This window comes from Pseudomonas sp. XP1 (assembly GCF_053557675.1).
The window spans coordinates 27,885-54,482 of sequence record NZ_JBNRIJ010000001.1 but is presented as its reverse complement, the minus strand read 5'-3'; the positions used below and the strand labels follow the sequence as shown (position 1 = coordinate 54,482).

Here is a 26,598-nt window from a genome sequence, read left to right as displayed (position 1 = left end):
TGACGAGGACTTTCATCATGCTTCACGGCTACGGATCGAGCATTCTCGATGGCGCGTGTTTAAGCATCAGCCTGGCCCTGATGGCGATGGCCCTGGCCATCAGCCTCGGCCTGGTCGGCGCCGCCTGCCGGCTGTCACCACTGCGATGGTTGGCAGCCCTGGGCGAGATCTACACCACGGCAGTGCGCGGTATTCCTGACCTGGTCCTGATTCTGCTGGTGTTCTACGGCGGACAGGACCTGATCAACCGTCTTGCGCTGGCACTGGGCTACGAGCAGTACATCGACATCAACCCGTTCATCGCCGGAGTCTGCACCATGGGTTTCATTTTCGGTGCCTATCTTTCGGAGACCTTTCGCGGGGCGTTTCTCGCCATTCCCAAGGGCCAGGCCGAAGCGGGGGCCGCTTTTGGCATGGGCAGCCTCCAGGTGTTCTGGCGGATCAGCGTGCCGCAGCTGGTGCGCCTGGCCCTGCCGGGTTTCACCAACAACTGGCTGGTATTGATCAAGTCGACTGCGCTGATTTCCGTGATCGGCCTGCAGGACATGATGTTCAAGGCCAAGAACGCAGCCGATGCCACCCATGAACCGTTCACGTTCTTCCTCACCGTGGCTGGGCTCTACCTGCTGCTGACCAGCCTGTCGCTGGTCCTGCTGCGCAGCGTGGAAAAGCGTTATTCGTTCGGTTTCAAAGCCGCCGACCTATGAAGGGAAGGTTTGCATGATGCTTGACTACCCACTTATCTGGCAGAACCTGCCGCTGTACCTGAACGGCATTGCGCTGACCCTGAAGGTGCTGCTGATTTCCCTGGCCTGCGGCCTGGCACTGGCTATCCCACTGGCACTGATGCGCGTTTCGCACTCCTGCCTGCTGCGCTACCCGGCCTGGCTCTACACCTATGTCATTCGTGGCACACCGATGCTGGTGCAGTTGTTTCTGGTGTATTACGGCCTGGCTCAGTTCGAACTTGTGCGTCAGAGCCCGCTCTGGCCGTACCTGTCCAGCGCAACCTTCTGCACCTGCCTGGCGTTCGCCCTCAACACCAGCGCCTACAGCGCCGAGTTGCTGGCCGGCAGCCTGCGGGCCACGCCGCACGGCGAAGTTGAAGCCGCACGTGCCATGGGCATGTCGCGCCTGGCCTTGTACCGGCGCATCCTGCTGCCGTCGGCCCTGCGTCGATCGCTGCCGCAGTACAGCAACGAAGTGCTGATGATGCTACAGACAACCAGCCTGGCTTCGATCGTCACCCTGGTCGATATCACAGGCGCGGCAAAAACCTTCAACGCTCGTTACTACCTTCCGTTCGAGGCATTCATTACTGCGGGGCTGATCTACCTGGCCCTGACGTTCCTGCTGGTTCGCCTCTTCAAGCTGGCCGAGCGCCGCTGGCTGACGCACCTGGCCCCACGCAAGCACTGAGGAGCATCCATGCAGCAAATCGACCATATCCTGCCCTGGAGTGCCTGCGGTACCCAGCGCACTCTGCGCCTCTTCCGCTTCGGCAACGGCCCGCGCAAAGCGTATATTCAGGCCTCTCTGCACGCTGACGAACTGCCCGGCATGCGCGTGGCGGTGGCATTGAAGGCCCGTCTGACCGAGCTGGAAGCCCAGGGCCGACTCACGGGCGTGATAGAACTGGTGCCACTGGCCAACCCGATCGGTATCGGCCAGATGTTGCAGGCCACCCATCAAGGCCGTTTCGAGTTCAGCAGCGGCAAGAACTTCAACCGCGATTTTCCGGCACTGACCGAAGCGCTTATCAGGCGCCTGGAGGGCCACCTAGGCAAGGATGGCGAGGCCAACGTGGCCATCATTCGCCGCACCATGCTCGACATCCTCCACGACCTGCCTGCTGCGCCATCGGAGCTCGAAGGCCTTCGTCGCCTGCTTCTGCAGCATGCGTGCGACGCCGATGTGGTGCTGGACCTGCACTGTGATTTCGAATCGGTGATGCTGCTGTATGCACTGCCGCAAAACTGGCCCCGCTTGCGCTCGCTGGCGGCACGCCTGGGTGCTGAAGCTGCATTGCTGGCCGAGGATGCTGGCGGCAATGCGTTCGACGAAGCCTGTGCGCTGCCATGGGTGAAGCTGGCCGAGCATTTTACGCAGGCAAACATCCCGTTGGCCTGTATCGCCACCACCATCGAGCTGCGCGGCATGGCCGATACCGAGCGAGAACGTTGCCAAGCCGACGCAGAGCACATTCTTGCCTACCTGGCCGACCAGGGCTTGGTCAGCGGCCCATGGCCGGAGGCACCGACCCATTGCTGCCAGGCCACGCCGTTTGCCGGCGCCCAGTACGCCTATGCCGAACACCCCGGCGTAGTCAGCTATCTGCAACCTCTGGGTGCCCAGGTTAGAACCGGGGACCCACTGTTCGAAGTCATCGACCCGCTCAGTGACCGCCACAGCGTAGTCAGGGCCACAACCGACGGCATTCTCTATGCCCGCGAACGCCTTCGCTTCGCCCAACCGGGCCTCTGGCTGGCGAAAGTCGCTGGCAGCCTGCCCATTCGCCATGGTCGCTTGCTCAGCGACTGATACCAACGAGTACCCATCGATGAACAAACTGGAAATTCAGGACCTGCACAAAAGCTACGGCAACCACCAGGTACTCAAGGGCGTTTCGCTGCAGGCCAAGGCAGGCGACGTGATCAGCATCATCGGCTCCAGCGGCTCGGGCAAAAGCACCTTCCTGCGCTGTATCAATCTGCTCGAGCAACCCAATGCCGGGCAGATCATGGTCAATGGCGAACGCCTGAAGTTGCGCACCTGCCCACGCGCCGGGCTGCGGGCAGCTGACCCGAGCCAACTGCAGCGCCTGCGCTCGCGGCTGAGCATGGTCTTTCAGCATTTCAATCTCTGGTCACACATGAGCGCCCTGGAGAACGTCATGGAAGCCCCGGTGCATGTGCTGGGCATGAGCCGCAAGGACGCCCGTGACAAAGCCGAGTACTACCTGCACAAGGTCGGCGTCAGCCATCGCAGTGACACCTACCCTGCACACATGTCCGGTGGCGAACAGCAGCGCGTGGCGATCGCCCGGGCCCTGGCCATGGAGCCGGAGGTGATGCTGTTCGATGAACCGACCTCGGCGCTCGACCCGGAACTGGTCGGCGAGGTGCTGAAGGTCATGCAGGAGCTGGCCCAGGAGGGCCGGACCATGGTGGTGGTCACCCATGAAATGGGCTTCGCTCGCGAGGTCTCCAACCAGGTCATGTTCCTGCATCAGGGGCTGGCCCTGGAGCGTGGCGATCCGCGCGAGGTACTCGTTCGTCCGCAGTCCGAACGCTTGCAGCAATTCCTTGCTGGCAGCCTCAAGTAAGCCTCGACAAGCGCCCCCGGCTGCTGCCGGGGAAGCCTTGGGATACACTACGGCACTCATTCAGGGAGTGTTGAGCCGCATGCCGAGCAATTCGAAAAACACCACCGTGTACGCCTCGCCAGTCATGCGCAAGTTGTCGGAGAGCCTGACCGACCTGCCGCCTTCGCTGCGCAAGGTTGCCGATTACATCCTGCGTCACCCGCTGAAGGCAGCGACCCTGACGATCGAAGACATGGCCCAAGCCACGGGCACTTCGCCAGCGGCCGTCAATCGCCTGGCCAAGGCCCTGCAACTGGGCGGCTACAGCGGCATGAAAGCCGAGCTGGTGACGACCTTGCAGCAAATGGTCTCGCCCGTGGACAAACTGCGCAATGAGCTGGCCCAGCGGCCCGGTGGCGACTTTGGGCTGCATGAGCAGATCCAGAGCGCCAGCAGCAACCTGGCCACTGCCGCCAGCAACAACCAGGCCGATGCGTTCGAAGCCTTCGTCAGCAACCTGATCGCGGCACGCAAAGTCTACGTGCTGGGTTTCGGCAACAGTGTCTACATGGCCGGCCTCGCGGCCTCGACGCTGGTACCGTTCTGTAAGGACACATGTGCCATCAGCATGGAGGGTGGCAACGAGAATGCCGCCTACCGTCTGGCTGCCATCACCGAGCAGGACGTGCTGCTGGCGATTACCCTGCCCCGCTACTCCCAGGACACCCTCCAGCTGTCGCGCTTTGCCCGCGAGCGCAATGCCACGGTGCTGGCGATTACCGATTCGCCCGCTTCCCCCCTTACAGCCATCGCTCACCATGTGTTGTTCGCGCCCGCCGATCATCCGGTGCTTACCAGCTCCAACATTGCCGTGCTGGCACTGATAGAAGGGCTGGTAGCCGGCGCCATGGCGCGCAACAAGGAAGCGGTGAAGCTGGCGACAGAATTGACAGAAAGCGTGATGTCCTATCTGCATGTGCCCAGCGGCAAGGCTTCAAGAAAGTAGTCACTGCATGATCGGAGGCCGGCTGGGCAATTGCAGTGCTTGCCAACTTCCTGACACGGCCTTACTGCCACGCCGCCCGGCTGTCGCCCTGGCGGAAGAACGCCCTCAGGTGCTCGACGAAGCACGACACCTTGGCCGACAGGTTGAGGCGCTCCAGGTACACCGCATAAATGTCCGCAGGCGGCGTCTGGTAATCGCCCAACACTTCCACCAGGCGCCCGCTGCGCAGGTGGTCGGCCAGGTTCCACTCGGCCCGTAGCAGGATACCCTGCCCGTCCAGCGCCCAGTTCAGGGCGACCTCGCCATCGTTGGTGCTGAGGCTGCCATGCACCTTCACCGACTCGCTCTGCTTGCCGCGGCTGAGCCGCCAGATACCGAACGCGGCGTCGTTCTGGCGCAATACGATGCAGTTGTGGCTGGCCAGGTCCTTCGGCGCCTCAGGGGTACCGTGGGCCTCCAGGTAACCGGGCGACGCGCACAATCGCCGGCGGTTGGCCGCGATCTTGCGGGCGATCAGCCGCGAGTCGGGCAACTCGCCAAAGCGGATGCCCACGTCTATGGCGTCGTTCGGCAGGGCAATGGGGCGGTCGGTCAGGTGCAACTGCACCTCCACCTCGGGGTAGCGCTTGGCAAACGATGACACCGCCGGCCCCACGTGAGTTCGGCCAAAGCCCAGCGGCGCATTGACCCGCAGCAAGCCCTTGGGCTCGGCGCGGCTGCTGGACACCTGCCGCTCCATTTCCTCGATCTCGCCCAGTATGCGCTTGGCATTCACCAGGTAAGTCTCGCCCTCGGCGGTAAGGCTGATGCTGCGTGTAGTGCGGTTTAGCAGGCGCACGCCCAGGCGCTGTTCCAGCTGCGCCAGGCGCTTGGAGACAGCTGGCGGGGTCAGGTTCAGTTCGCGAGCAGTGCCCGCCAGGCTTCCCACCCTGATCAGTTGGGTGAAGAACGCCAGCTCCGATACCGGATTCATAATTAACCTGAGGGAAATAATGAGTTGAATTTCATTGTATTACAGCATTTTTGAAAAACCATTACCTTTTGCCCTGCGTGATTAACCACAACAAAGCTGGGCTCTTCGGCCGCCAAGGCCAGGTGTGACCTGCACCCTCACGAGCAGCCCGGCCGCCAGATAAATCCGACTCACAACAATAATTCGGAGACGGCAATGGCCAAGCGATTGTTCGGCAAGCTCTACGTACAGGTATTGATCGGCGTAACCCTCGGGGTGCTGATCGGGGTGTTCTGGCCACAGGTTGGCGCTGACCTGAAGCCCATTGGTGATGCCTTCATCAAACTGATCAAGATGGTCTTCGCCCCGATCATCTTCGCCACGGTGGTGCTGGGCATCGCCAAGATGGAAAACATGAAGGAACTCGGCCGTGTCGGCGTGCGCGCGCTGATCTACTTCGAAGTGCTGTCCACCTTTGCCCTGGTACTGGGCCTGGTGGTGGTCAACATCGTGCAGCCCGGCCAGGGCATGAACGTCGACCCTGCCACCCTGGATGCCAAGAGCATCTCCACTTACACCGCCGCGGCAGCCGGCAACAGCGGCGGCTTCATCGACTTCCTGCTGCACGTGATACCCGGCAGCGTGACCGATGCCTTCGCCAAGAACGAGATCCTGCCGATCCTGCTGTTCAGCACCCTGTTCGGCATCGCCCTCTCCCACCTGGGCCCGCGCGGCAAGCCGATGGTGGATGTGCTTGAAGCGTTCTCCCACGGCATGTTCTTCATCGTCGGCATGATCATGCGCGTGGCACCGCTGGCCGCCTGCGGGGCCATGGCCTTCACCGTGGGCAAGTACGGGCTGGGCTCGATCGTTTCGCTAGGCAAGCTGATGGCGACCATGTACCTGACCTGCTTCCTGTTCGTGGTGGTGGTGCTGGGCGCCATCGCCCGGCTGTGCGGCTTCAACCTGTGGAAGTTCCTCAAGTACCTCAAGGAAGAACTGTTCACGGTACTGGGTACCAGCTCATCCGAGTCGGTGGTGCCGCAACTGATGAACAAGCTGGAAAAGGTTGGCGTGTCCAAGCCTGTGGTCGGCCTGGTGATCCCTTCGGGCCTTACTTTCAACCCGGACGGCCAGTGCATCTACTACACCATGGCCGCCATCTTCATCGCCCAGGCCACCAACACACCGTTGCCCCTGATGGACCAACTGATCGTGCTGGGTGTGCTGCTGCTCACCTCCAAAGGCTCTGCAGGCGTAACCGGCTCGGGCTTCATCACCCTGGCCGCGACCCTGGCGACCATGGACAACATCCCGGTCGCCGGCATGGTCCTGCTGCTGGGCGTGGACCGCTTCATGTCCGAAGCCCGGGCCATCACCAACACCATCGGCAACGCGGTCGGCACCGTGGCCATCGCCAGCTGGGTGGGTGCGCTGGACAAGCAGCGCATGGCCCAGGCCCTGGACGGCCAGCTGCCGGCCGCCCCCGAACCCGAAGCCGCTGCGCCGCACCCTGCCCTCGCACGCATGGAGGCCGGCACACCCGCACCCTGACCTTTCGAAAATCAGCAAAAAGAACCCGCCTTGTGATGCAGTGAGGAAATAATCATGGACAAAGAAACAGCCGTGTCATCGCTTACCGACGTGATGGCCAAGTTCACCGCCTATATCGGCAAGCGCCTGCCCCGCGACGTCAAGGAAAAGACCGCCAAGTTGCGCGCCGCCGAAACCAACCCGCTGGCCATCGCCGTGTACGACTCGATGGCCGACAACCAGGAATACGCCGACAAGCTCAACCGGCCCAGTTGCCAGGACACCGGCGTCATCCAGTACTTCGTCTCGGCAGGCGCGCGCTTCCCGCTGCTGGGCGAGATGGAAGGCATCCTCGAGAACGCCACCAGGGAAGCCACCATCCAGGGGCCGCTGCGTCACAATGCGGTGGAAACCTTCATCGAGAAGAACACCGGCACCAACACTGGCTCGAAAATCCCGTGGCTGGACTGGGAAATCATCCCCGATGCCGACTACGCCATCATCGACGTGTACATGGCCGGCGGTGGCTGCACCCTACCGGGCTCGGCCAAGGTACTGATGCCGGGGCAAGGCTATGAAGGGGTGACCGAGTTCGTCTTCGATGTCATCACCTCGCGCGGTGTCAATGCCTGCCCGCCACTGCTGGTGGGTGTAGGGGTATCGACCTCGGTGGAGACAGCGGCACGCCTGTCGAAGAAGGCCATCCTGCGCGAAGTGGACTCCAGCCACCCCAACGAAAGCGCGGCGATGATGGAAAAGTTGCTGGAGGAAGGCCTCAACGAAATCGGCATCGGCCCGCAGGGCCTTACCGGCAACAGCAGCGTGATGGGCGTGAACATCGAGTCTTCGGCCCGCCACCCGTCCACCATCGGTGTGGCGGTGTCCACCGGCTGCTGGGCGCACCGCCGCGGCAAGATCCGCATCAACGCCGACCTGTCCTACGACATCCTCTCGCACGAAGGGGTAGTACTGTGAAAAAGATCCTGAGCACACCTATCAGCGACGAAGACCTGGCCAACCTCAACGTGGGCGATGTGGTCTACCTCACCGGCCAACTGGTGACCTGCCGTGACGTTGCCCACCGCCGGCTCATCGAGCTGGGCCGCGAGCTGCCGGTCGACTTGCGTGGCGGCGCGATTTTCCACGCGGGCCCCATCGTCAGGAAGAAGGACGATGGCAGCTTCGAGATGGTCTCCATTGGCCCGACCACCAGCATGCGCATGGAAAAGTTCGAGAAGCAGTTCATCGAGCAGACCGGCGTCAAGCTGATCGTCGGCAAGGGCGGCATGGGCCCGGAAACCACGACCGGTTGCCTGGAGAACATGGCAGTGCATGCAGTGTTCCCGGGCGGTTGCGCGGTGCTGGCAGCGACCCAGGTGGAAGAGATCGAGCGGGCGGAATGGCAGGACCTGGGCATGCCGGAGACGCTGTGGGTTAACCGCGTGCGCGAGTTCGGCCCGCTGATCATCTCCATCGACACCAAGGGCAACAACCTGTTCGAGCAGAACAAGGCCCGGTTCAACGAACGCAAGGGGGCGGTGATCGAGAAGATCAACAGCCAGGTGCGGTTCATCAAGTAACTGCGTGCGACATGGGGCCGCTTTGCGGCCCTTCGCGACACAAGGCCGCTCCTACAGGGGATCTCCTGTAGGAGCGGCCTTGTGTCGCGATGGGCCACGCAGCAGCCCGTGCATTTCAAGCCGACAGCTTATCCTTCGGTTCCTCAAACCGACAGGTTGAAGTCCGCTGCAGTCACTGTGGTTGCATCCGCCACTCCCACCAGGCGGATGGAGTCGGTAGCACCGATGCTGACCAGCGTGTCCGCGCCGTCATCGGCGATGGTAACGTTGGCGGCAAAGGTAGCCGCGGTGATGTTGAAGGCAGTGATATCCAGCAGGTCCTGCCCACCCGTCGCATCGCTGTCGAAGTTGATGATCAGGTCATTGCCGAAGCCTGCGGCGAACTGGAAGACATCATTGCCATCAGTGGCCATCATCGTGTCATCGCCCGCACCGCCGTTGACCGTATCATCGCCTGCTGCGCCGTTGAGGAAGTCACTTCCGCTACCACCCGACAGGATGTCGTTGCCATCATCGCCGAACAGCGTGTCGTTGCCTGCCCCGCCGTTCAGGATGTCGACACCGAGGCCACCATCCAGGCTGTCGTTGCCGTCGCCACCGTCCAAGTTATCGTTGCCAATGCCACCCAGCAGTTGGTCGTTACCTGCACCACCGTTGAGCAGGTCATTGCCCGCACCACCGTTCAGCAGGTCGTTACCCACACCGCCATTGAGCACGTCGTTGCCAGCACCTCCGCTAATTATGTTGTCCTGCGTATTACCGCCACCGAAGAAGTTGCCCACCCCGGTATAAATCAGGTTCTCGATGTTGTTGGCCATGCCGTAGCTGGCTAGCGTCGTACGCACGGTATCAGTACCGGCCCCCGCAGCCTCGATCACCACATCCCCGGTGTTATCCACCATATAGGTGTCGTTGCCGAGACCACCCACCAGACGGTCGGCACCTATCCCGCCATTGAGCAAGTCGTCGCCTGCGCCTCCGCTGATGATGTTGTCCAGCGTGTTACCACCACCGAAGAAATTGCCCACCCCGGTATAGATCAGGTTCTCGATGTTGTTGGCCATGCCGTAGCTGGCTAGCGTCGTACGCACGGTATCAGTACCGGCCCCCGTGGTCTCGATCACCACATCAGCGGCGTTATCCACTACATAGATGTCGTTCCCCAGGCCACCCACCATACGGTCGGCACCCGCACCGCCATTGAGCAGATCGTTGCCAGCGCCACCGGTGATGACGTTGTCCAGCGTGTTACCACCACCGAAGAAATTGCCCACCCCGGTATAGATCAGGTTCTCGATGTTGTTGGCCATACCGTAGCTAGCGAGCGAGGTACGCACGGTATCAGTACCGGCCCCCGCAGCCTCGATCACCACATCCCCGGCGTTATCCACCATATAGGTATCGTTACCGAGACCACCCACCAGACGGTCGGCACCTATACCGCCATTGAGCAAGTCGTTGCCTGCGCCTCCGCTGATGATGTTGTCCAGCGTGTTACCACCACCGAAGAAATTGCCCACCCCGGTATAGATCAGGTTCTCGATGTTGCTGGCCATGCCGTAGCTGGCTAGCGTCGTACGCACGGTATCAGTACCGCCCCCCGTGGCCTCGATCACCACATCCGCGGCGTTATCCACCACATAGATGTCGTTCCCCAGACCGCCCACCAGACGGTCGGCACCCGCACCGCCATTGAGCAGATCGTTGCCAGCGCCCCCGGTGATGACGTTGTCCAGCGCGTTACCGGTACCGATGAAGTTACCCACCCCGGTATATGTCAGGCTTTCAACGTTGGCACCCAAGGCGTAGCTGGCCAGGCTGGTCTGCACCAAGTCGACACCGCCGTTAAGCGCCTCGATCACTGTGTCGCCGACGTTGTCGACCACGAAGGTGTCGTTGCCACCACCGCCGTTCATGGCATCCGCGCCAAGCCCGCCGTTGAGGATGTCGTTGCCAAGCCCGCCAAACAGCTGATCGGCACCGTCCAGGCCAGAGATCACGTCATTGCCTGCGCTCCCGATCAGGATATCGGCGCCATTGGTGCCGACCAGCGTCAAGGCTGGCACTGCAGCAGTCGCCGCCGAGGTGAGTGACTCCTGCGTGCCGAAGGCGTCGGTGTAGCGCACGATCACCTGCAGTTGCTGGCCTCCCTGGTCGAGGCCCGGGGCGAAGGTGGCCGAAGTGGCACCAATGATGTTGGTGAAGATGCCGCCAGTACCTTGCTGCCACTGGAAGCTGAACGCCCCCAGCCCGTCCAGGTCGGCAATACTGCCGGTAAGCGCCGTCAACGTCTGCCCCTGGGCTGGCGTGGTGTCGCTGATCAGCACGGCACCGGTAGGCGCATCGTTTACGTTGGCCACCGGGTCGAGGATGTCGGAGGCGATGCTTTCCTGCACGCCGAAGTCGTCCACATAGCTGACCACCACCCGCATGTTCTGCCCTACCTGTTCCTGGGTAAGGACAAAGGTGCTGCTGATGGCGCCGGCAATATTGACCCAGCCGAGCCCTCGGTTGGACTGCCACTGGAAGGTGAACTGCGGGTTGCTCAGGCCGTCGGCATCGACGATGGTCGCCGTGTTGGCGGTGAGCGTCTGGTTCTGCACCAGCAGCCCGGTCACGGTCGGCCCGGCGGTCGGCGCGCTGTTCGCCGCCGAATCGACGATTTCCAGCGTGCCCTTGGCGTCCTGATACACCGCCCGAACGCGGATGTTCAGCCCCGCCACATCGTCCGTGACCCGGTAGGTGGCGCCGGTGGCCCGGGAAACTTCGCCGGCAGCGACGAAGGTGATGTCTTCATAGACACCCGAACCTGGCAGGGTCTCGACTTGCCAATAGTACGCCACAGGCCCGTTGATGGCGCCGCTCGCATTGGTGGCGCTGACATTGTCGGCATCGTGTACCGCCAGGTTGCTAACCCGCAGCAACTGACCGCTGACCGATGTGTCGTTACGCAGGCCGGTGACAGCGTCGAGGATCGCCAGGTGGCCCGTTGGGCCGGCGTTGACCGCAGTACCCACACCGGAGGCCTGGGCGCTGTCGGAGAACTGCAGGCGTTCGATACCGGTCAGGCGGTCGACACCATCACGCCCGTCCACCAGGTCAGTGACGATCACCGAGTTGCCATCGACCACCACGCTATAGTCGCTGGCCACCCCCGAGAACACCGCCGTGTCGTAGCTGTCGGTGCCGCTCAGGATTTCACGGACGATCACCAGCTGGCCCGGGTTGTAGGTGCCATTGAGCATCAGCGGCACCATCGGCTCCATGCTGTCGTAGCTGGCGATTTCCGGGCCGGTGCCGTCGCTGTTGGCGCGCACGCTGATGCGCACGTTCAGCCACTTGTCACCGTCGAGGATGTCGTCGCCACCACGGCCTTCGATCAGGTCGCTACCACTACCGCCGAGGATGATGTTGCCACCGTCGTAGAACGTTGCCCCGGCAGCCAGCAGGCCGGCCAGGCCGTCAATCAGGCTGATGTTGGTCAGCACGCTGCCGTTGGCGCCATTGGTAGGCAAGGTGGCAGAAGTTTCGCTGTCACCGCGCAGGAAGTCGCCATGGGCCGAACCCGACAGGCCTTCCATGATGTCGAAGCGCACCAGCGCAGACGCGCCCGAACCCGGTACCGGCGGCACATCGAAGAAGCGGTCGCTGAAGTCGACGGTCACGCCCTGGGCCAGCCCCTTGAAGGTCGCCCAGTCGTAGCCGGAACCACCGATGTAGCGGTCACCGAAGCCCAGGCTGCCAACCATGATGTCGTCGCCGCCTTCACCGTTGAACTTGTCGTTCTCGTTGCCTCCGATGAACACGTCGTTGCCGATGATCGGGTCGTTGCCGAGCGGGTCGAAGTTGTCGCCAGGCGCACCGTCCGAGGTGCCCTTCTCGATCCAGTCGTCACCTTCGTTGCCCATGTCCTGCTCGTTGGCCTTGCTGCCCAGGATGAAGTCGTTGCCCTGGCCGCCGATGGCTTCGGAGGCGTCCTCACCGGTGACGATGAAGTCGTTGCCGAAACCGCCGATGATCAGGTTGACGCCATTACCGCCGTGCAGCACATCGTTGCCGTCGCCGCCCTGGATGTTGTCGTCACCACCCATGTCGCTGATGATGTCGTCGCCGGCACCACCACGCAGCTGGTCGTTGCCATCGCCACCTTCGATGCGGTCGTTGCCACCATCGCCCCAGACCGTGTCGTCACCCTCGCTGGAGACCAGGATGTCGTCACCGTCGGTGCCACCCAGCACGATGTGCTGGTCACCGGCATAGCGGATGTAGTTGGTGTCCGGGCCTGCTGTCAGCGGGCTGTCGCGGAACACCACCTGCTCGCCGTTTTCGCCCAGTGGGTCGGCATTGCCCAGGCCTTCGTTGAACTGCTTGCTCTGGTCCACTTCCAGGTAGAAGCCCGGGTCGGAGAACACCAGGCCCGGCAGGTGGGTGGCCGAGGTGTTGGCCATGATCAGCTTGGCGAACGAGTTGCTTTCCAGTTCGGCGTTCATCGACAGGCCAGCAGTGCGCTCCAGGTAGTAGAAGCGGTCGCCGTCCTGCAGTTTCTCCATCTGGTTCTCGAACACGAAGTTGAAGGTGGTGCCGAGCATGCCGCCGAACGGGGTTTTCGCCTCCGCCAGGCCGCCGATCCAAAGGTCGATGGCATCGACCCCGGTCACGGTCACCGCCCGCAGGTCATCGACGGTGCCGAGTACGCCATCCTTGCCAGGAAGCGTGACATTGGCATAGGCACCGGTGCTGTTGAGGAAGTCCAGGCGATCGGCTGGTGCACCGTCGCCGCCGAACACCAAGGCCATGGCTGCCGCACGTTTTTCCAGCAACGTGGTAGCCCCGGTGATGGTGCTGTGGGTGCCGTAGGCAGCAATGAAGTTGATCAGCGACTCCGGATGCTTCAGGTGCTGCACCAGGTCGACCCAGCTGGTGTAAGGCTTGAGCTGGGTATCGCCGGTTTGCGCGTAGATGTCGCGGCGCACAGCGTTCAGCGAAGGGATACCGACGTCGCGGCCGCGGGCGATGTTGATCGCCGGCAGGTCCAGGGGCAGGCCGAGCAGGTTGTTGCGCAGCGCCTCGGTGACGAACTCGTCGATCTCGTTACCGGCCTGGCGGGTGACCCCGCGCACGATGGCGCTGGTGGCATCCTCGGGGGTGACACCGCTGGCGGCATACGCCAGCGGGTTGAGGAACGCCGCGATCAGGCCCAGTTGCTGGTCGGGATTGGCGCTGGCCGGGTCGCTGATGACGTTGAAGTCGACGTCGAAGCGGTCGACGGTCTCGGTCAGCATCGAGTGGCCGAAGCGGTACACGGTGTGTGCGAACTCGGCAACGATCGACGCATCGAGGTCGACGTCATACACCTGGGTCGGGGCGAAGAACAGGTCGACACGCGGTTGCACGGTGCGGGCGAACTCCTCGAACACCAGGTGCTGGTACTGCATTTCGGTACCGAACTTCGCCGCCTGGAACAAGCGCTCGCCATTCCACACCAGTGCGTCGATTGCGGCCTGGTCGGCCGGCAGCACGGCTATCGGGTTGAGCAACCACTCGTTGATGAAGGCCAGGTCACCCGAGTCGAGCACGGTGTCCATGGTCTGCGCCACCAGCCGGTTGTGCTCGGAGTGGAAGATCGCATGCACGGCAGTCAGGCCGATGTTCTCGTTGACCCGGCCGTCGCCGGCGATGTAGTGCGCATCGAGCAGCTCGTTGTCGTAGGCCAGGTTGGCGCCGGTCTGGGGGTTCACCGGCACGGCGTTGCCCACGTCGGTATCGGCATCAGGCACCAGTATGCCATTGCTGAACACCGGCACGGCATTGTGCGCGATGTCGGCAAGGAACTGGTGGCCGGTGCGCACGGCGTTGGTCAGGTCGATCGGCGCTAGCGGATTGCCTTCGACCTGTTGGTCGTCGGCCGTGCCGGCAATGCCATCGGCCCCTTTCATGATCACCATCGGGAAGCCGTTGGGCCCCTTGATGAAGTTGCCGTAGGCATCGGTCGCCAGCAGCGGCACGTTGTCGACGTCAGCATCGGTCAGGTTGATGCCCAGTACGTCACGGGCTTGGGCCTTGACCACCTTCCAGGTCGCCATGCCACCAATTTCGGTGTCGTCGGCGGTACCGTAACGGCCGTCGGCGCCCAAGTCCCGGTTGGTGATCAACCGGCCAGTAGCGACAGGCCCGTCGTCGGTCAGCACATAACCGCGCAGGAACACCTGGTGCGAAGGATGCGAGCTGTAGGTCTGGTTCTGGTCCACGAACGGGGTGGTGGTATTGGTGTGCTCGTGGATGTCATCGGCATTGCCGAGGATGCCATCCGGCCCGGGCAGGTTGGTGGCACGGGTCACCACCATGAAGTTGGTGAAACCGCCCTCCACGTACAGCGGGTCATCCGGTTGCAGCGGGATGTAGATGGTGCCGGAGCCCCCCTTGGTGACCAGGTCCAGGCCATGGTCGAAGAACTGCCCGAAGAAGGTCATCCAGGCGTTGAACGGCGCGGACAGGCCAGCATCGGCGGCGGTGTTCTCGAACAGGTACACGTCGTGGTCGTCGGCGGTGCCGAACTGGCCGTCCATGCCCGGGCTGGCGACGATGCGCACGCCGTCCTTGAGCACGTCGTCGTTGCCCACGGCGCCGAAGTTGAGCACGCCGTCCGCACCGGGGTCATACGCGGTGGCATAGGCCGCCGGGTTGTTGGAGGTCTGGTCGACCACCAGGTTACTGATGGTGCGTGGTTGCGAGTCGAATACCGGGCCGCTGGTCTGCTCGTACGACGAGCCCGGAATGGCCGGCGAACCAGGGCCGAAGAAGCCGGCCGGTGCACCCTCGGCCGGGTTGAACACTGGGTCGGTCACGCGCGGGAAGACGTTGTCGGCAGCACCGTACTGCGTGTTGTTGATACCGTTGAGGTTCATCAGGTTGTTGTTCGAACCATCCACCGCCCGCAGGCCCAGTGGCGCGCGAATGTTGGGCAGCAGCGAGAGGATATCTGCCCCGTTGGCGTCGGCCTCGGCAATCTTAATCTGCTCGAGGATGAAGTTGAGGTCGGAACGCACCATGTGCAACCCGGCACCGCCAGCCGTGGCATCCGCCACCGGCGTGGCTGGTGTCGGTACCACAGGCGCGCCCGGTTGCACCACGGTGGTGGGCTGGGAGAACAGCACTTCGGTGGTGCCATGGGCGTCCTGGTAGATCGCCTTGACCCGAAGGGACAACCCGGCCAGGTCTGGTGACACCTTGAACGAGGTGCCGTCGGCACTCTGGAACGCCAGGTCGCCGGCCGGCAGCAGGATGATGTCTTCGAACACACCGCTGCCCGGGGTAGCCTCGAACTGCCAGTAGTACGACACCGACCGGTCGGCGAGCGTGCCCAACGGGTTGCCGGCGCTGATGTTATCGGCATCCCGCACGCCGGCCACGTTAACCGTAAGCAGATCGCCCACGGTGATAGCACCGCCGTTGCCGTCGGTAATGGCCGGGCTGCCGACAGGTTGCGCATTCACGCCTTCCACCAGCACCCGCTGGCTGTCGGCGAACTGCAGGCGTTCGATGTGCAACAGGGTATCGACGCCATCGCGGCCAGCCACGTTGTCGGTCACCGTCCAGACATCATCGGATGTGTCGAGCGTACCTTTGGTGTTCTGAGTCACCGTGTACTCGCTCTGCACCCCCGAGAACACCGCCGTGTCGAACGCCGCTCCACCTGTCGAGGTGCCAGGCAGGATTTCCCGCACGGCCTTGAGCTGCCCGGGGTTATAGGTACGGTCGAGCATGAACGGGATCATGTCGACCATGCTGTCGAAGCTGGCGATCTCGGGGCCGGTGTGGTCGACGTCTCCCGGGGCATACACGGCAATGCGCACGTTGAGCCACTTGTCGCCGTCGATCAGGTCATCCCCCCCGCGGCCTTCGATCAGGTCGCTGCCGTTGCCGCCAAGCATGATGTTGCCGGTGGCAAAGCCGGTGGTCGGCAACCCGGCATCGGCCAGGAACTGCTGCAGGCCACGGATCAGTGCCACGTTGGTCAGCGCACTGCCGGTGGCACCGCCGTGGTTGAGGATGGTCACGGCATCGACATCATCGCCCTTGAGCACATCGGCGAAGTTCGAGCCGGACACGCCCTCGACTTCGGCGAAGCGGTCGAGGATGGAAGCCGGCGAAGCGCCGACCGGGTTGAAAATGCCGGTGTTCTGGTTCGGTGCGTTGCCATGGGGTTGAGCCAGGGCAGCCAGGCTCAGGTCGACGGTGACACCAACCTGGTCATTCTTGTTGGTAATCCAGTCGAAGCCGGACATGCCGTCCATCTTGTCCTGGGCGTCGCTGCCGACAAAGATGTCGTCACCGCCCTCGCCGATCATTTCGTCGAAGCCACCGCCACCGACGAAGATGTCGTTGCCGATCACTTCGTCACCCAGCAGCGGCGCGAAGTTGTCGCCAGGTGCACCGTCCTGGGTGCCCTTCTCGATCCAGTCGTCCCCCTCGTTGCCGGTCGGTGGCAGGTTGGTCTTGGCGCCGAGGATGAAGTCGTCGCCCTGGCCGCCGAATGTGGTGCTGATGTCTTCGGTGGTGATGATGAAGTCCTGGCCGTTGCCGCCCAGGATCAGGTTACCGCCCACCAGCATGCTGCCGGCGACGATCACATCGTTGCCGTCGTTGCCTTCCAGGCGGTTGTCGCCGAAGGAGTCGGTGATGATGTCGTCACCGGCGCCGCCCAGGACCGCATCGTTGCCCGCACCGCCTTCAAGGGTGTCGTTGCCGGCGTCACCGTATAGGGTATCGTCGCCCTCACCGGAGATGATGATGTCGTTGCCGGAGGTGCCGCCCAGCACCACGTGGTCTTCGCCGGTGTAATGCAGGAAGTTCGTGTCGGTACCCACGGTATCGGGGTTGTCGCGAATCACCAGCGGCACCACTTCGACACCGTTGATCATGATGCCGCCCGTCGGGTCGGCCCGGCCGTCGGCGCCCAGGCCGGTGAACTGCTTGGTCTGGTCCACCTCCAGGGTGAAGGTGGGCGTGAGGAACACGGTGTTCGACAGGTGGGTGACATCGGAGTTGAGCATGATCAGCTTGGCGAAGGAGTTGTTCTCCAGTTCGGTGCCGAAGTTCATGCCCGCGGTGCGCGACAGGTAGTAGAACCGGTCGCCGTTCTGCAGGGCTTCCAGCTGGGTCTCGAAGACGAAGTTGAAGCTGGAGCCGAGCATGCCGCCGAATGGCATCTTCTGCTCTGCCAGGCCACCGACCCAGAAGTCGATATCATCGACGCCGGTCACGGTCACCCCGCTGATGTCATCGGCGGTGCCGGGGATGCCGTCCGCGCCGGCCAGTGTCACGTTGGCATAGGCGCCGGTGCCGTTGAGGAAGTCCAGGCGGTCCGCTGGCGCGCCGTCACCACCAAGCACCAGCGCCACGGCGGCGGCGCGCTTGGCCGCTTCGGTGTCCGCCCCGGTGATGGTGGCGTGGGTGCCGTAGGCAGCGATGAAGTTGATCAGCGACGCCGGGTGCTTGAGATGGTCGGCAAAGTCGGCCCAGCTGATGTACGGCTTGAGCTGACTGTCGCCGGTCATGGCGTAGAAATCGCGCCGCGCCTCGTTGAGGGTGGGGATGCCGGTGTCACGGCCACGGGCAATGTTCAGCGCGGGCAGATCCAGCGGCAGGCCAAGCAGGTTGTTGCGCAGCGCCTCGGTGACGAACTCGTCGATTTCGTTGCCCAGCTGACGGGTGACGCCACGGATGATCGCGCCGGCCGCTTCATCGGCGGTAGCGCCACTGCCAGCGAAGGCCAGCGGGTTGAGGAAGGCAGCGATCAGGCCGAGCTGCGGGTCGCCGTTCACCGGGGCGAATGCCGGGTCGAAGCGGTCGACGGTCTCGGTCAGCATCGAGTGACCGAAGCGGTACACCACATGGGCGAACTCGGCGAGGATGGCCGGGTCGATCGAGGTGTCGTAGCCGTTGGGGGCGAGGAATTCGTCGATCTGCGGCTGGATGGTGCGGGCGAACTCTTCGAACACCAGGTGCTGGTACTGCATCTCGGTGCCGAACTTGGCAGCCTGGAACAGCCGCTCGCCGTCCCATACCAGCGCGGCGATTTCGGCGGGCGTGGTGGGGATGGCAGCAACATCATCGATCAGCCACTGGTTGAGGAACGCCACATCGCCAGAAGCCAACAGGGTGTCCTTGGTCTGCTGCACCAGGCGGTTGTGCTCGGAGTGGAACACATGGTGCACGGCAGTGAGGCCGATGTTCTCGTTCACCCGCCCGTCGCCGGCGATGTAGTGGGCGTCGAGCAGTTCGTTGTCGTAGGTCAGGTTGTTGCCACCCGGCCCCACCGGCTGTGCGTTGCCCACAGCAGTATCGGCGTCGGCCTGCAGCACACCGTTCACGATCACCGGCGCGGCGTTGTGGGCGATGTCGTCAAGGAAGCCATGCCCGGTGCTCACGGCATTGGCCAGGCTGATCGGCGCGTCGCGGTTGCCTTCGACCAGCGTGGTGACGTCGTCGGCGGTACCGGCGATGCCGTCGGCGCCATTGTTCACGCGCATCACTACCTGCGGCATGCCGTTGGGCCCGCGCAGGAAGTTGCCGTAGGGGTCGGTGGCCAGCAGCGGCACGCTGTGCACGTCGGCGTCGGTCAGGTTGATGCCGAGCAGGTCGCGGGCCTGGGCCTTGACCACTGCCCAGGTGGCCATGCCACCGTTTTCGCCATTGCCATCGTCAGCAGTGCCGAAGCGGCCATCGGCGCCCAGATCACGGTTGGTGATAAGCCGCCCGGTGGCTACCGGGTCGCCTGCGGCATTGAGCGTGTATTCACGCAGGAACACCTGGTGCGAGGGGTGCGAGCTGTAGGTCTGGCTCTGGTCGACGAACGGCGAGGTGGTGTTGGTCTGACCATCGTCGGCCGTACCCACCACACCATCGGCGCCGGCAGTGCGTACGGCACGCGGCAGCACCATGAAGTTGGTCGGGCTGCCCTCAACGAATAGCGGGTCGTCCGGCTGCAGCGGGATGAACACGACGTCGGTGCTGCTTTTGGTGACCAGGTCCAGACCGTGGTCGAAGAACTGCCCGAAGAAGGTCATCCAGGCGTTGAAGCCGGCGGTCAGGCCGACGTCGGGCGACACGTTGGGAATGAAAAACACTTCTTTGTCGTCAGCGGTACCGAATACCCCGTCGATGCCGGGGCTGATCACCGGGGCGGCGCCGCCATTGGCTTCGACTGCGGCCGGGTTGTTCGCCGTCTGGTCGACGATCAGGTTGCTGATGGTACGTGGTTGCGAGTCGGTGACCGTACCGGTGCCGGCATAGGCGCCGGTGAAGGACGGACTGAGCAGGCGCAGGAACGAATTGTCGGCGGCGCCGAACTCACTCTGCCCGGTCACCAGGTTGTTGTAGCTGCCGTCCACGGTGCGCAGGCCGAACGGTACCTGGCTGTTGGGCAGCAGGTCGATCAGGCTCGCGCCATCGGCGTGGGCTTCGGCGATGAAAATCTGCTGAAGGATGAACTCCAGGTCCGACTTGCTGAAATCTGCCATTTCAATTGCCCTCGATCTGTCCGGAGATGACACAGGGCAACAGGGTCCTTCCCGCGCCCAGTCAGTGTTGACGTGCGCAGATACTGGTTCGGTATTACAGGTGCAGTGGGCACAACACTCTTGTGCTGGCTCCCACTGGCCTAATCATTCGCAAGCCGGCACCGCTGTCAGGGGGCCTTGTTAAGCATGCGATACAGCTGTAACGCACATGCATCGACCCCAGCTCGCACAGGGCCCGAATACTTCAGACTAAAGTCGTAGGGCAAAACATTGTCAATATCCCGTCAAAAAAATCATCGCTCGATGATAATGCGATGCAACTAGCTGTTTTTTTGGCACTTATGAAAAGTTCAGAGATTTTATAGAGCGAAACGATATTACCGGCCACCCAGCTGCAACCTACGCTCCAGCATGTGGGAGCAGCGCAGCGTTTTGGACCATTCGCCCTTAGAGCGACCCGCCTGCGAGCCGACCAGAAGCCACAACTACCGCTGTACGGGGCGCCGCAAGGGCTTCCCGATTTGCGATAAAAGGGAGGCCCCGATGCACAAGCCACCACGCACTCGCTCAGAGCTGGCCGATGTGCTGTTCCGCCTGCGCCGCAGCTTTTTTACCCTGGCCGCCTTCAGCGGCGTGATAAACGTCATGATGTTGACGCCAGCAATTTATATGTTGCAGGTGTATGACCGCGCCCTGGTCAGCCGCAACGTCACCACCCTGACCATGCTCACCCTGCTGGTGATCGGCTTGTTCATGCTGATGTCGGCCCTGGAGATGGTCCGCACCCGCGTTCTGATCCGGGTCGGCAACTTCCTCGACATGGACCTGAACCGACGCATCTTCAGCGCTGCCTTCGAACGCAACCTGAGCCGCGCCGGCGGCAACCCCGCCCAGGCCCTGCAGGACCTTGCGCAGGTGCGCCAGTTTCTGACCGGCAACGGCCTGTTTGCCTTCTTCGATGCCCCCTGGACACCGATCTACCTGCTGGTCTGCTACCTGATCCACCCGCTGCTGGGGCTGGTAACGCTGATCGGCTCGCTGATCCTGGTAGGCCTGGCCTACCTCACCGAGAAGGCCACGCAAAAACCCTTGGCCGAAGCCAACCAGGCGGCCCTGGCCTCGGCCAGCTATGCCAACAACAACCTGCGCAACGCCGAAGTGATCGAAGCCATGGGCATGCTGCCGGCGATTGGCAAGCGCTGGTACCAGGGGCACTTGCGCATCCTGCAGATGCAGACACTGGCCTCCGACCGCGCCGCGGTGATCAGCAGCACCGGGCGCTTCGTGCGCATCACCTTGCAATCGGTAATCCTCGGTGCCGGCGCACTGCTGGCGATCGAAGGCAAGATCACCCCCGGCATGATGATCGCCTGCTCGATCCTTACCGGCCGCGCCCTGGCCCCGGTGGAACAGGTGATCGCCGCATGGAAGCAGCTGCTGGGCTGCCGTTCTGCCTGGGGCCGGCTAAACGACCTGCTGCACGACTACCCGCAGCGGCCACCGAGCATGTCGCTGCAGCGGCCTATGGGCATGCTGGCCGTGGAAAACGTGATCGCCGGCGCCCCCGGCACCAGCAACAACATCGTGCGCGGGGTCAGCTTCAGCCTGGTCCCGGGTGAAAGCCTGGGCATCATCGGCCCTTCGGCCTCGGGCAAGTCCACCCTCGCCCGCCTGCTGGTAGGCGTGTGGCCGACCCAGGCCGGCAAGGTGCGCCTGGACGGCGCCGACATCTTCACCTGGAACAAGGCCGAACTCGGCCCGTGGCTGGGCTACCTGCCCCAGGACGTGGAGTTGTTCGAGGGCACCATCGCCGAGAACATCGCACGCTTCGCCGAGGTGGACAGCGAAGCGGTGATCCGTGCGGCCCGTAGCAGCGGCGTGCACGACATGATCCTGCGCTTCCCGCAGGGCTACGACACCCGCCTGGCAGCCGACGGCAGCCCGCTGTCCGGTGGCCAGAAGCAACGCATCGCCCTGGCCCGTGCGCTGTATGGTGAGCCGAACCTGGTAGTGCTGGACGAGCCCAATGCCAACCTGGATGACGTCGGCGAAAAGGCCCTGGTCGATGCGCTGGCCGAACTCAAGGCGCGCGGGGCCACGGTAATCCTGATTTCCCACCGGCCCAATGTGCTGTGTGCGGTCGACAAGGTGCTGATGTTGCGTGACGGCGCCGTGCACATGCTCGGCAGCCGCGACGAGGTGTTCGCGGCGCTGCGCAAGGCCAGCGTGATCCCGGCGGCGACCGCAGCGCCGCTGGCCTCGGTAAAAGTACGGGAGTGACCGAATCATGCAGATGACCCAACACGCCGAATTGATTCCTGCCGAGGCCCGCAACCTGATCGACCTGGACGCAGGGCGGCCGGCACGCTGGGGGGTATGGCTGGTCATCGCCGGCTTTGGCGGCTTCCTGCTGTGGTCGTGCCTGGCGCCGCTGGACGCCGGCGTGGTCGCCACTGGCACGGTCAAGGTCACCAGCAACCGCAAGGCGGTGCAGCACCTGACCGGCGGCACGGTCGAGGCGATCCTGGTGCGCGAAGGCGATGTGGTGAGGAAAGGCCAGGAAGTGGTACGCCTGGACGCCCTGCGCGCGGTGGCCGAACAGGGCGCGGTCAGTGCCCAGTACATCGTCAGCAAGACCGTGGAAAACCGCCTGGAAGCCGAACGCGATGGCCGCGACACAGTCACCTTCGACCCTGCACTGCTCAAGCACTACGACGGCGACCCGCGCCTGCTGGCCGCCATGGACCTGCAACAGCGCCTGCTGGATACACGCCGCGCTGGCCTGGCCGGTGAACTGAGCATCCTCGAGGAAAACCTTGCTGCCACGGCGGTGCAGCTCAAGGGGCTGCAGCAGGTGTATGGCGCCCGGGCCTCGCAGATCGGCTTCCTCAACCAGGAACTGCAAGGCACACGCGTGCTGGCCGCCGAAGGCTATGTGCCACGCAACCGCCTGCTGGAGCTTGAGCGCAACAATGCCGACCTGTCCGCCGGCCAGGCCGAAAACCTCAACAACATTGCCCGGACGCGCAGCCAGGCCACCGAGATCAAGCTGCGCATCCTGCAACGCCAGCACGACTACCTCAAGGAAGTGGAATCGCAACTGACCGATACCGCCAAGGAGAACACCACCCTGGCCGATCGCCTGCGCGCGCTGGACTATGAAGTGACCCACACGGTGATCCGCTCGCCGATCGACGGCATGGTCCAGGCCCTGAGCATCGCCACGGTCGGCGGCATCATCCAGCCTGGGGCAAAGATCATGGAGGTGGTGCCGCTCGACCAGCCGTTGCAGGTGGACGCGATGATCCCGGTGCAGGCCATCGACAAGATGGTGCCGGGCCTGGACGTGGACCTGGCCTTCCCCGCCTTCAACCATGCGCAGACGCCAAACATCCCGGGGCGGGTCAAGACGATCTCGGCCGACCGCCTGATGGACGAAGAAAGCAAGCAGCCGTACTACCTGGCCCAGGTGGAAGTGACGCAGGACGGCATGGGCTTGCTGGGCAGCAACCACATCCGCCCCGGCATGCCGGCCACCGTCACCATCAAGACCGGCGAGCGCAACCTGCTCAGCTACCTGCTCAAGCCGATGCTCGAACGCGTGGACGCCTCGTTCAAGGAGCAATGACATGAATCGCCCGTGCCTGATGTTGTGCCTGTTGGGGTTGTCCGTACAGGCCAGTGCCATGGACCTGAAGCAAGCCTGGGACCTGCTGCAGTACCAAGGCCCGATCTACCGCGCCGCGGTGCACGAGAAAGAAGCCGGCAGCGAGAACCGCGCCATCGGCCAGGCCGGCCTGCTACCGCAGATCAACGCTGCGGGCTACTTCAACAAGGTCAATGGCAGCCAGCGTCAGAATGGCCGGGACAGCGACCTGGACTATGACTCCAAGGGCGCCAACGTGCGTTTGCGCCAACCGCTGTTCAACAAGCAGAAGATGGCCGAATACCGTCAGGGCCAGCAACGTGCCGACTACAGCGTGGCGGTGTTCGATGCCAAGAGCCAGGACGCTGCGGTGCGTCTGGCAGACGCCTACTTCGACGTGCTGCTGGCCAGTGAAACCATCACCCTGGCCAAGGCCAAGCTGAATGCCTTCGAAGAGCAGTTGGCGTCGGCCAAGCGGCGCATGGAGCTGGGTGCCGGCACCATCACCGACATCGACGAGTCGGTAGCCCGTCGCGACCTGGCCGAGGCAGACCTGATCGAGGCCCAGGACAACCTGGTCAACGCCCGCCGAAAGCTGGAAGAGTACATCGGTGAAACGCCGGAGTCGCTGACCACCTTGCAGCCGGGCTTCAGCACCCCGCCGCTGATGCCGGGCAACCTGCAGGACTGGCTGGTCAAGGCCCAGGCCGACAGCCCGTTGATTCATGCGCGCCGGCACAATTACGAGCTGGCCGAAGAAGAAGTGAAACGCGCCCGCGCCGGGCACTGGCCGACCCTGGATTTCGTGGCAGGCTATACCGCCGGCAGCAGCCAGTCGATTTCCGAACTGAACCAGCGCAACCACTACAGCTCGATCGGGCTGGAGCTGAACATTCCGCTGTACAGCGGCGGCAGCACCAGCGCCCTCACCCGCCAGGCCAGCGCCAACAGTTCCAAGGCCCTGGATGAACTGGACGCCACACGCGAGGAAGTGATCTCTGGCACCACCCGCGAGTACCGCGGCGTGCAGAGTGGCGCCTTGCGCATTCAGGCGCTGGAAAAGGCCGTGGCATCCAACGAACGCTCGCTGCTTTCGGCCCGCAAGGGGTTCAGGGAAGGCGGCACCAGCACCAACTCGGATGTGCTCAATGCCGAGGAATTGCTGTTTGACGCCCGGCATGACCTGTTCGAGGCGAAGCTGAACTACCTGATGTCGCGGCTGCGCCTGGCATCGTCGGTGGGCAGCCTGGGGGATGACGATATCCAGCAGATCAACGATTACCTCGGGCCGGAACTATTGGTTACCAATTGATGCTGCCTTTGTGGGAGCGGCCTTGTGTCGCGAAAGGGCCGCAAAGCGGCCCCGGCAATTTGTGCATTGGTGCTGAAAACCTGGGGCTGCTGCGCAGCCCATCGCGACGCACGGCCGCTCCCACAGGGTATGCGGCACCTGCCGCATTTTGTTCCATTTCAGGCTATGATCGGTCACCCTGCCGCGGACGCCCTGCCCCATGCCCGTAGACTTGCAAGCGTTATACCCCAGGCTGATCCACCTGATGCTGGACACGGTGTTCGTGGTCGACAGGGACAACCAGATCGTTTTCGTCAGCGATGCCTGCGAGGCGCTGCTGGGCTACCGGGCCTGCGAACTGATCGGCACCCCGATCACCGACTACATGCACCCTGACGACCTGGCGATCACCCGTGCATCGATCCTCCGGGTGATGAACGGCCAATCCCATTACGACTTCCGCAACCGCTACATCCGCAAGGATGGCGGTATCGTGCACATCCTGTGGGCAGCCTGCTGGTCCGATGAGGCCGATGCCCGCATCGGTGTGGCGCGGGATGTCACCGCCCAACACCAGGCCGAGGAAGAACTGCGCTTCCTGGCCCACCATGACCCCCTCACCCGCCTGGCCAACCGGGCCATGTTCAACAAGCGGCTGGACACCGCCCTTGCCGCGGCCCGACATCACAACCAGCCGCTGGCGTTGCTGTTCATCGATATCAATGACTTCAAGGACATCAACGACAACCATGGCCACAGCGTGGGTGACCGCGTGTTGTGCACCCTGGCCCGGCGCCTGGAAGGTTGCGTAGGTGCGACCGATACAGTCGCGCGGATGGGCGGTGACGAGTTCACCGTGCTGTTGACCGACTACGTGTCGCCAGAGGCCATCGCCGAGCAGCTGGCACGCATCCTGGCCGCCATGGCCGAGCCACTTGGCGCCGAGTTTGCCGGCATCGATGCGCCATCCTGCAGCATTGGCGTAGCCCGTTTCCCCGATGACGGCAACGATGCCGACATGCTGCTGCGCCATGCTGATGGCGATATGTACCGGATCAAGCGACAGCGCGCTGCGGCCGGCTGAGTGCCCTGGCGGCCGCTGGCGAAATCGAGCACAACGGAGATGACCATGCGCAATCCTGAAGACGCCTTGCTCGACAGCTGGCAGTACAACGCCCAGGCCTGGATCGATGCCGTGCGCAGCGGCAGTATCGAGAGCCGTCGCCAGGTCACCGACCAGGCCATCCTGCTGGCCATTCTTGGCCGCCAACCCGAACGGGTGCTCGACCTGGGCTGTGGTGAAGGCTGGCTGCTGCGCGCGCTGGCTGACCGGGGTGTCGAGGCGGTAGGTGTGGATGGAGACCGGGCGCTGGTGGATGCCGCGCGTGCTGCCGGTTCCGCCGAGGTACACCTGGCCAGCTATGCACAGCTGGCCGCCGGGCAGGCCTATGTTGGCAAGGACTATGACCTGATCTGTGCCAACTTCGCCCTGTTGCAGCAGGACATCATCCCGCTGCTGGCGGCGATGAATGCGTTGCTGGCGCCCGGCGGTGCGCTGGTGATCCAGACCCTGCACCCGTGGGGCGTGGCGGATGGGGATTACCAGGATGGCTGGCGGGAGGAATCGTTTGCCGGGTTCGCCGGGGATTGGCAGGTGATGCCGTGGTACTTCCGTACCCTGGCCAGCTGGCTGAGCGCGCTGGACATGGCGGGGTTGCGGCTGGCCAGCCTGCAGGAGCCACAGCACCCGCAGAGTGCGCTGCC

At 63.4% G+C, this 26,598-nt stretch carries 15 protein-coding genes; 13 read left to right on the top strand and 2 right to left on the bottom strand.

The window, feature by feature from the left end:
• The first annotated feature begins 17 nt into the window (after positions 1-17).
• From ACK1U9_RS00205 to ACK1U9_RS00185, 5 genes are all read left to right on the top strand, one after another.
• On the top strand, positions 18-707 hold the full coding sequence (locus tag ACK1U9_RS00205; RefSeq protein WP_085601335.1) for an ABC transporter permease: 690 nt from the start codon (positions 18-20) through the stop codon (positions 705-707).
• A gap of 13 nt (positions 708-720) precedes the next feature.
• Positions 721-1,419, top strand: coding sequence for an ABC transporter permease (locus ACK1U9_RS00200; RefSeq protein ID WP_449109590.1), 699 nt, complete (start codon positions 721-723; stop codon positions 1,417-1,419).
• 9 nt (positions 1,420-1,428) lie between these two features.
• The gene (locus tag ACK1U9_RS00195; RefSeq protein ID WP_135002158.1) at positions 1,429-2,541 is read left to right on the top strand and encodes a succinylglutamate desuccinylase/aspartoacylase family protein; all 1,113 of its coding nucleotides are present in this window, start codon (positions 1,429-1,431) and stop codon (positions 2,539-2,541) included.
• Positions 2,542-2,560: 19 nt separating this feature from the next.
• Positions 2,561-3,325 carry an ABC transporter ATP-binding protein gene (locus ACK1U9_RS00190; protein ID WP_196173440.1) on the top strand — a complete coding sequence of 255 codons (765 nt, stop codon included), beginning with the start codon at positions 2,561-2,563 and terminating at the stop codon, positions 3,323-3,325.
• 79 nt (positions 3,326-3,404) lie between these two features.
• A complete protein-coding gene (locus tag ACK1U9_RS00185; RefSeq protein WP_046613995.1) occupies positions 3,405-4,310 on the top strand; it encodes a MurR/RpiR family transcriptional regulator in 906 nt (301 codons plus the stop codon).
• Positions 4,311-4,371: 61 nt separating this feature from the next.
• Here ACK1U9_RS00185 and ACK1U9_RS00180 read toward each other — a convergent pair whose 3' ends face one another.
• Positions 4,372-5,283, bottom strand: coding sequence for a LysR substrate-binding domain-containing protein (locus tag ACK1U9_RS00180; RefSeq protein WP_046613996.1), 912 nt, complete (start codon positions 5,281-5,283; stop codon positions 4,372-4,374).
• A gap of 195 nt (positions 5,284-5,478) precedes the next feature.
• Between ACK1U9_RS00180 and ACK1U9_RS00175 the strand changes: the two genes are divergently transcribed.
• Genes ACK1U9_RS00175 through ttdB form a run of 3 tightly spaced genes read left to right on the top strand, consistent with a single transcriptional unit; the run spans position 5,479 to position 8,375 of the window.
• Positions 5,479-6,816, top strand: a complete 1,338-nt coding sequence (locus tag ACK1U9_RS00175) for a dicarboxylate/amino acid:cation symporter (protein ID WP_449109589.1) — start codon at positions 5,479-5,481, stop codon at positions 6,814-6,816.
• A gap of 54 nt (positions 6,817-6,870) precedes the next feature.
• Positions 6,871-7,770, top strand: a complete 900-nt coding sequence (gene ttdA / locus ACK1U9_RS00170) for a L(+)-tartrate dehydratase subunit alpha (protein WP_080958421.1) — start codon at positions 6,871-6,873, stop codon at positions 7,768-7,770.
• On the top strand, positions 7,767-8,375 hold the full coding sequence (ttdB, locus tag ACK1U9_RS00165; protein WP_013972066.1) for a L(+)-tartrate dehydratase subunit beta: 609 nt from the start codon (positions 7,767-7,769) through the stop codon (positions 8,373-8,375). The genes ttdA and ttdB overlap by 4 nt, the downstream gene beginning before the upstream one ends.
• A gap of 143 nt (positions 8,376-8,518) precedes the next feature.
• Here the strand turns inward: ttdB and ACK1U9_RS00160 are convergent, their stop codons facing one another.
• On the bottom strand, positions 8,519-19,897 hold the full coding sequence (locus ACK1U9_RS00160) for a peroxidase family protein (RefSeq protein WP_449109588.1): 11,379 nt from the start codon (positions 19,895-19,897) through the stop codon (positions 8,519-8,521).
• 543 nt (positions 19,898-20,440) lie between these two features.
• On the opposite strand from ACK1U9_RS00160, the gene ACK1U9_RS00155 reads away from it, so the two are divergent.
• The 5 genes from ACK1U9_RS00155 to ACK1U9_RS00135 all read left to right on the top strand — a co-directional run.
• The gene (locus ACK1U9_RS00155) at positions 20,441-22,177 is read left to right on the top strand and encodes a type I secretion system permease/ATPase (protein WP_085601330.1); all 1,737 of its coding nucleotides are present in this window, start codon (positions 20,441-20,443) and stop codon (positions 22,175-22,177) included.
• A gap of 7 nt (positions 22,178-22,184) precedes the next feature.
• The gene (locus ACK1U9_RS00150) at positions 22,185-23,525 is read left to right on the top strand and encodes an HlyD family type I secretion periplasmic adaptor subunit (protein WP_046613999.1); all 1,341 of its coding nucleotides are present in this window, start codon (positions 22,185-22,187) and stop codon (positions 23,523-23,525) included.
• A 1-nt stretch (position 23,526) separates the two neighbouring features.
• The gene (locus ACK1U9_RS00145; protein WP_135002153.1) at positions 23,527-24,855 is read left to right on the top strand and encodes a TolC family outer membrane protein; all 1,329 of its coding nucleotides are present in this window, start codon (positions 23,527-23,529) and stop codon (positions 24,853-24,855) included.
• A 199-nt stretch (positions 24,856-25,054) separates the two neighbouring features.
• Entirely contained in the window at positions 25,055-25,918 is an 864-nt protein-coding gene (locus ACK1U9_RS00140; protein ID WP_449109587.1) for a diguanylate cyclase domain-containing protein, read from the top strand.
• Between the two features lie 45 nt (positions 25,919-25,963).
• Positions 25,964-26,598 (top strand): class I SAM-dependent methyltransferase (locus ACK1U9_RS00135; protein ID WP_449109586.1); only part of this gene is annotated, 635 nt, incomplete at its 3' end.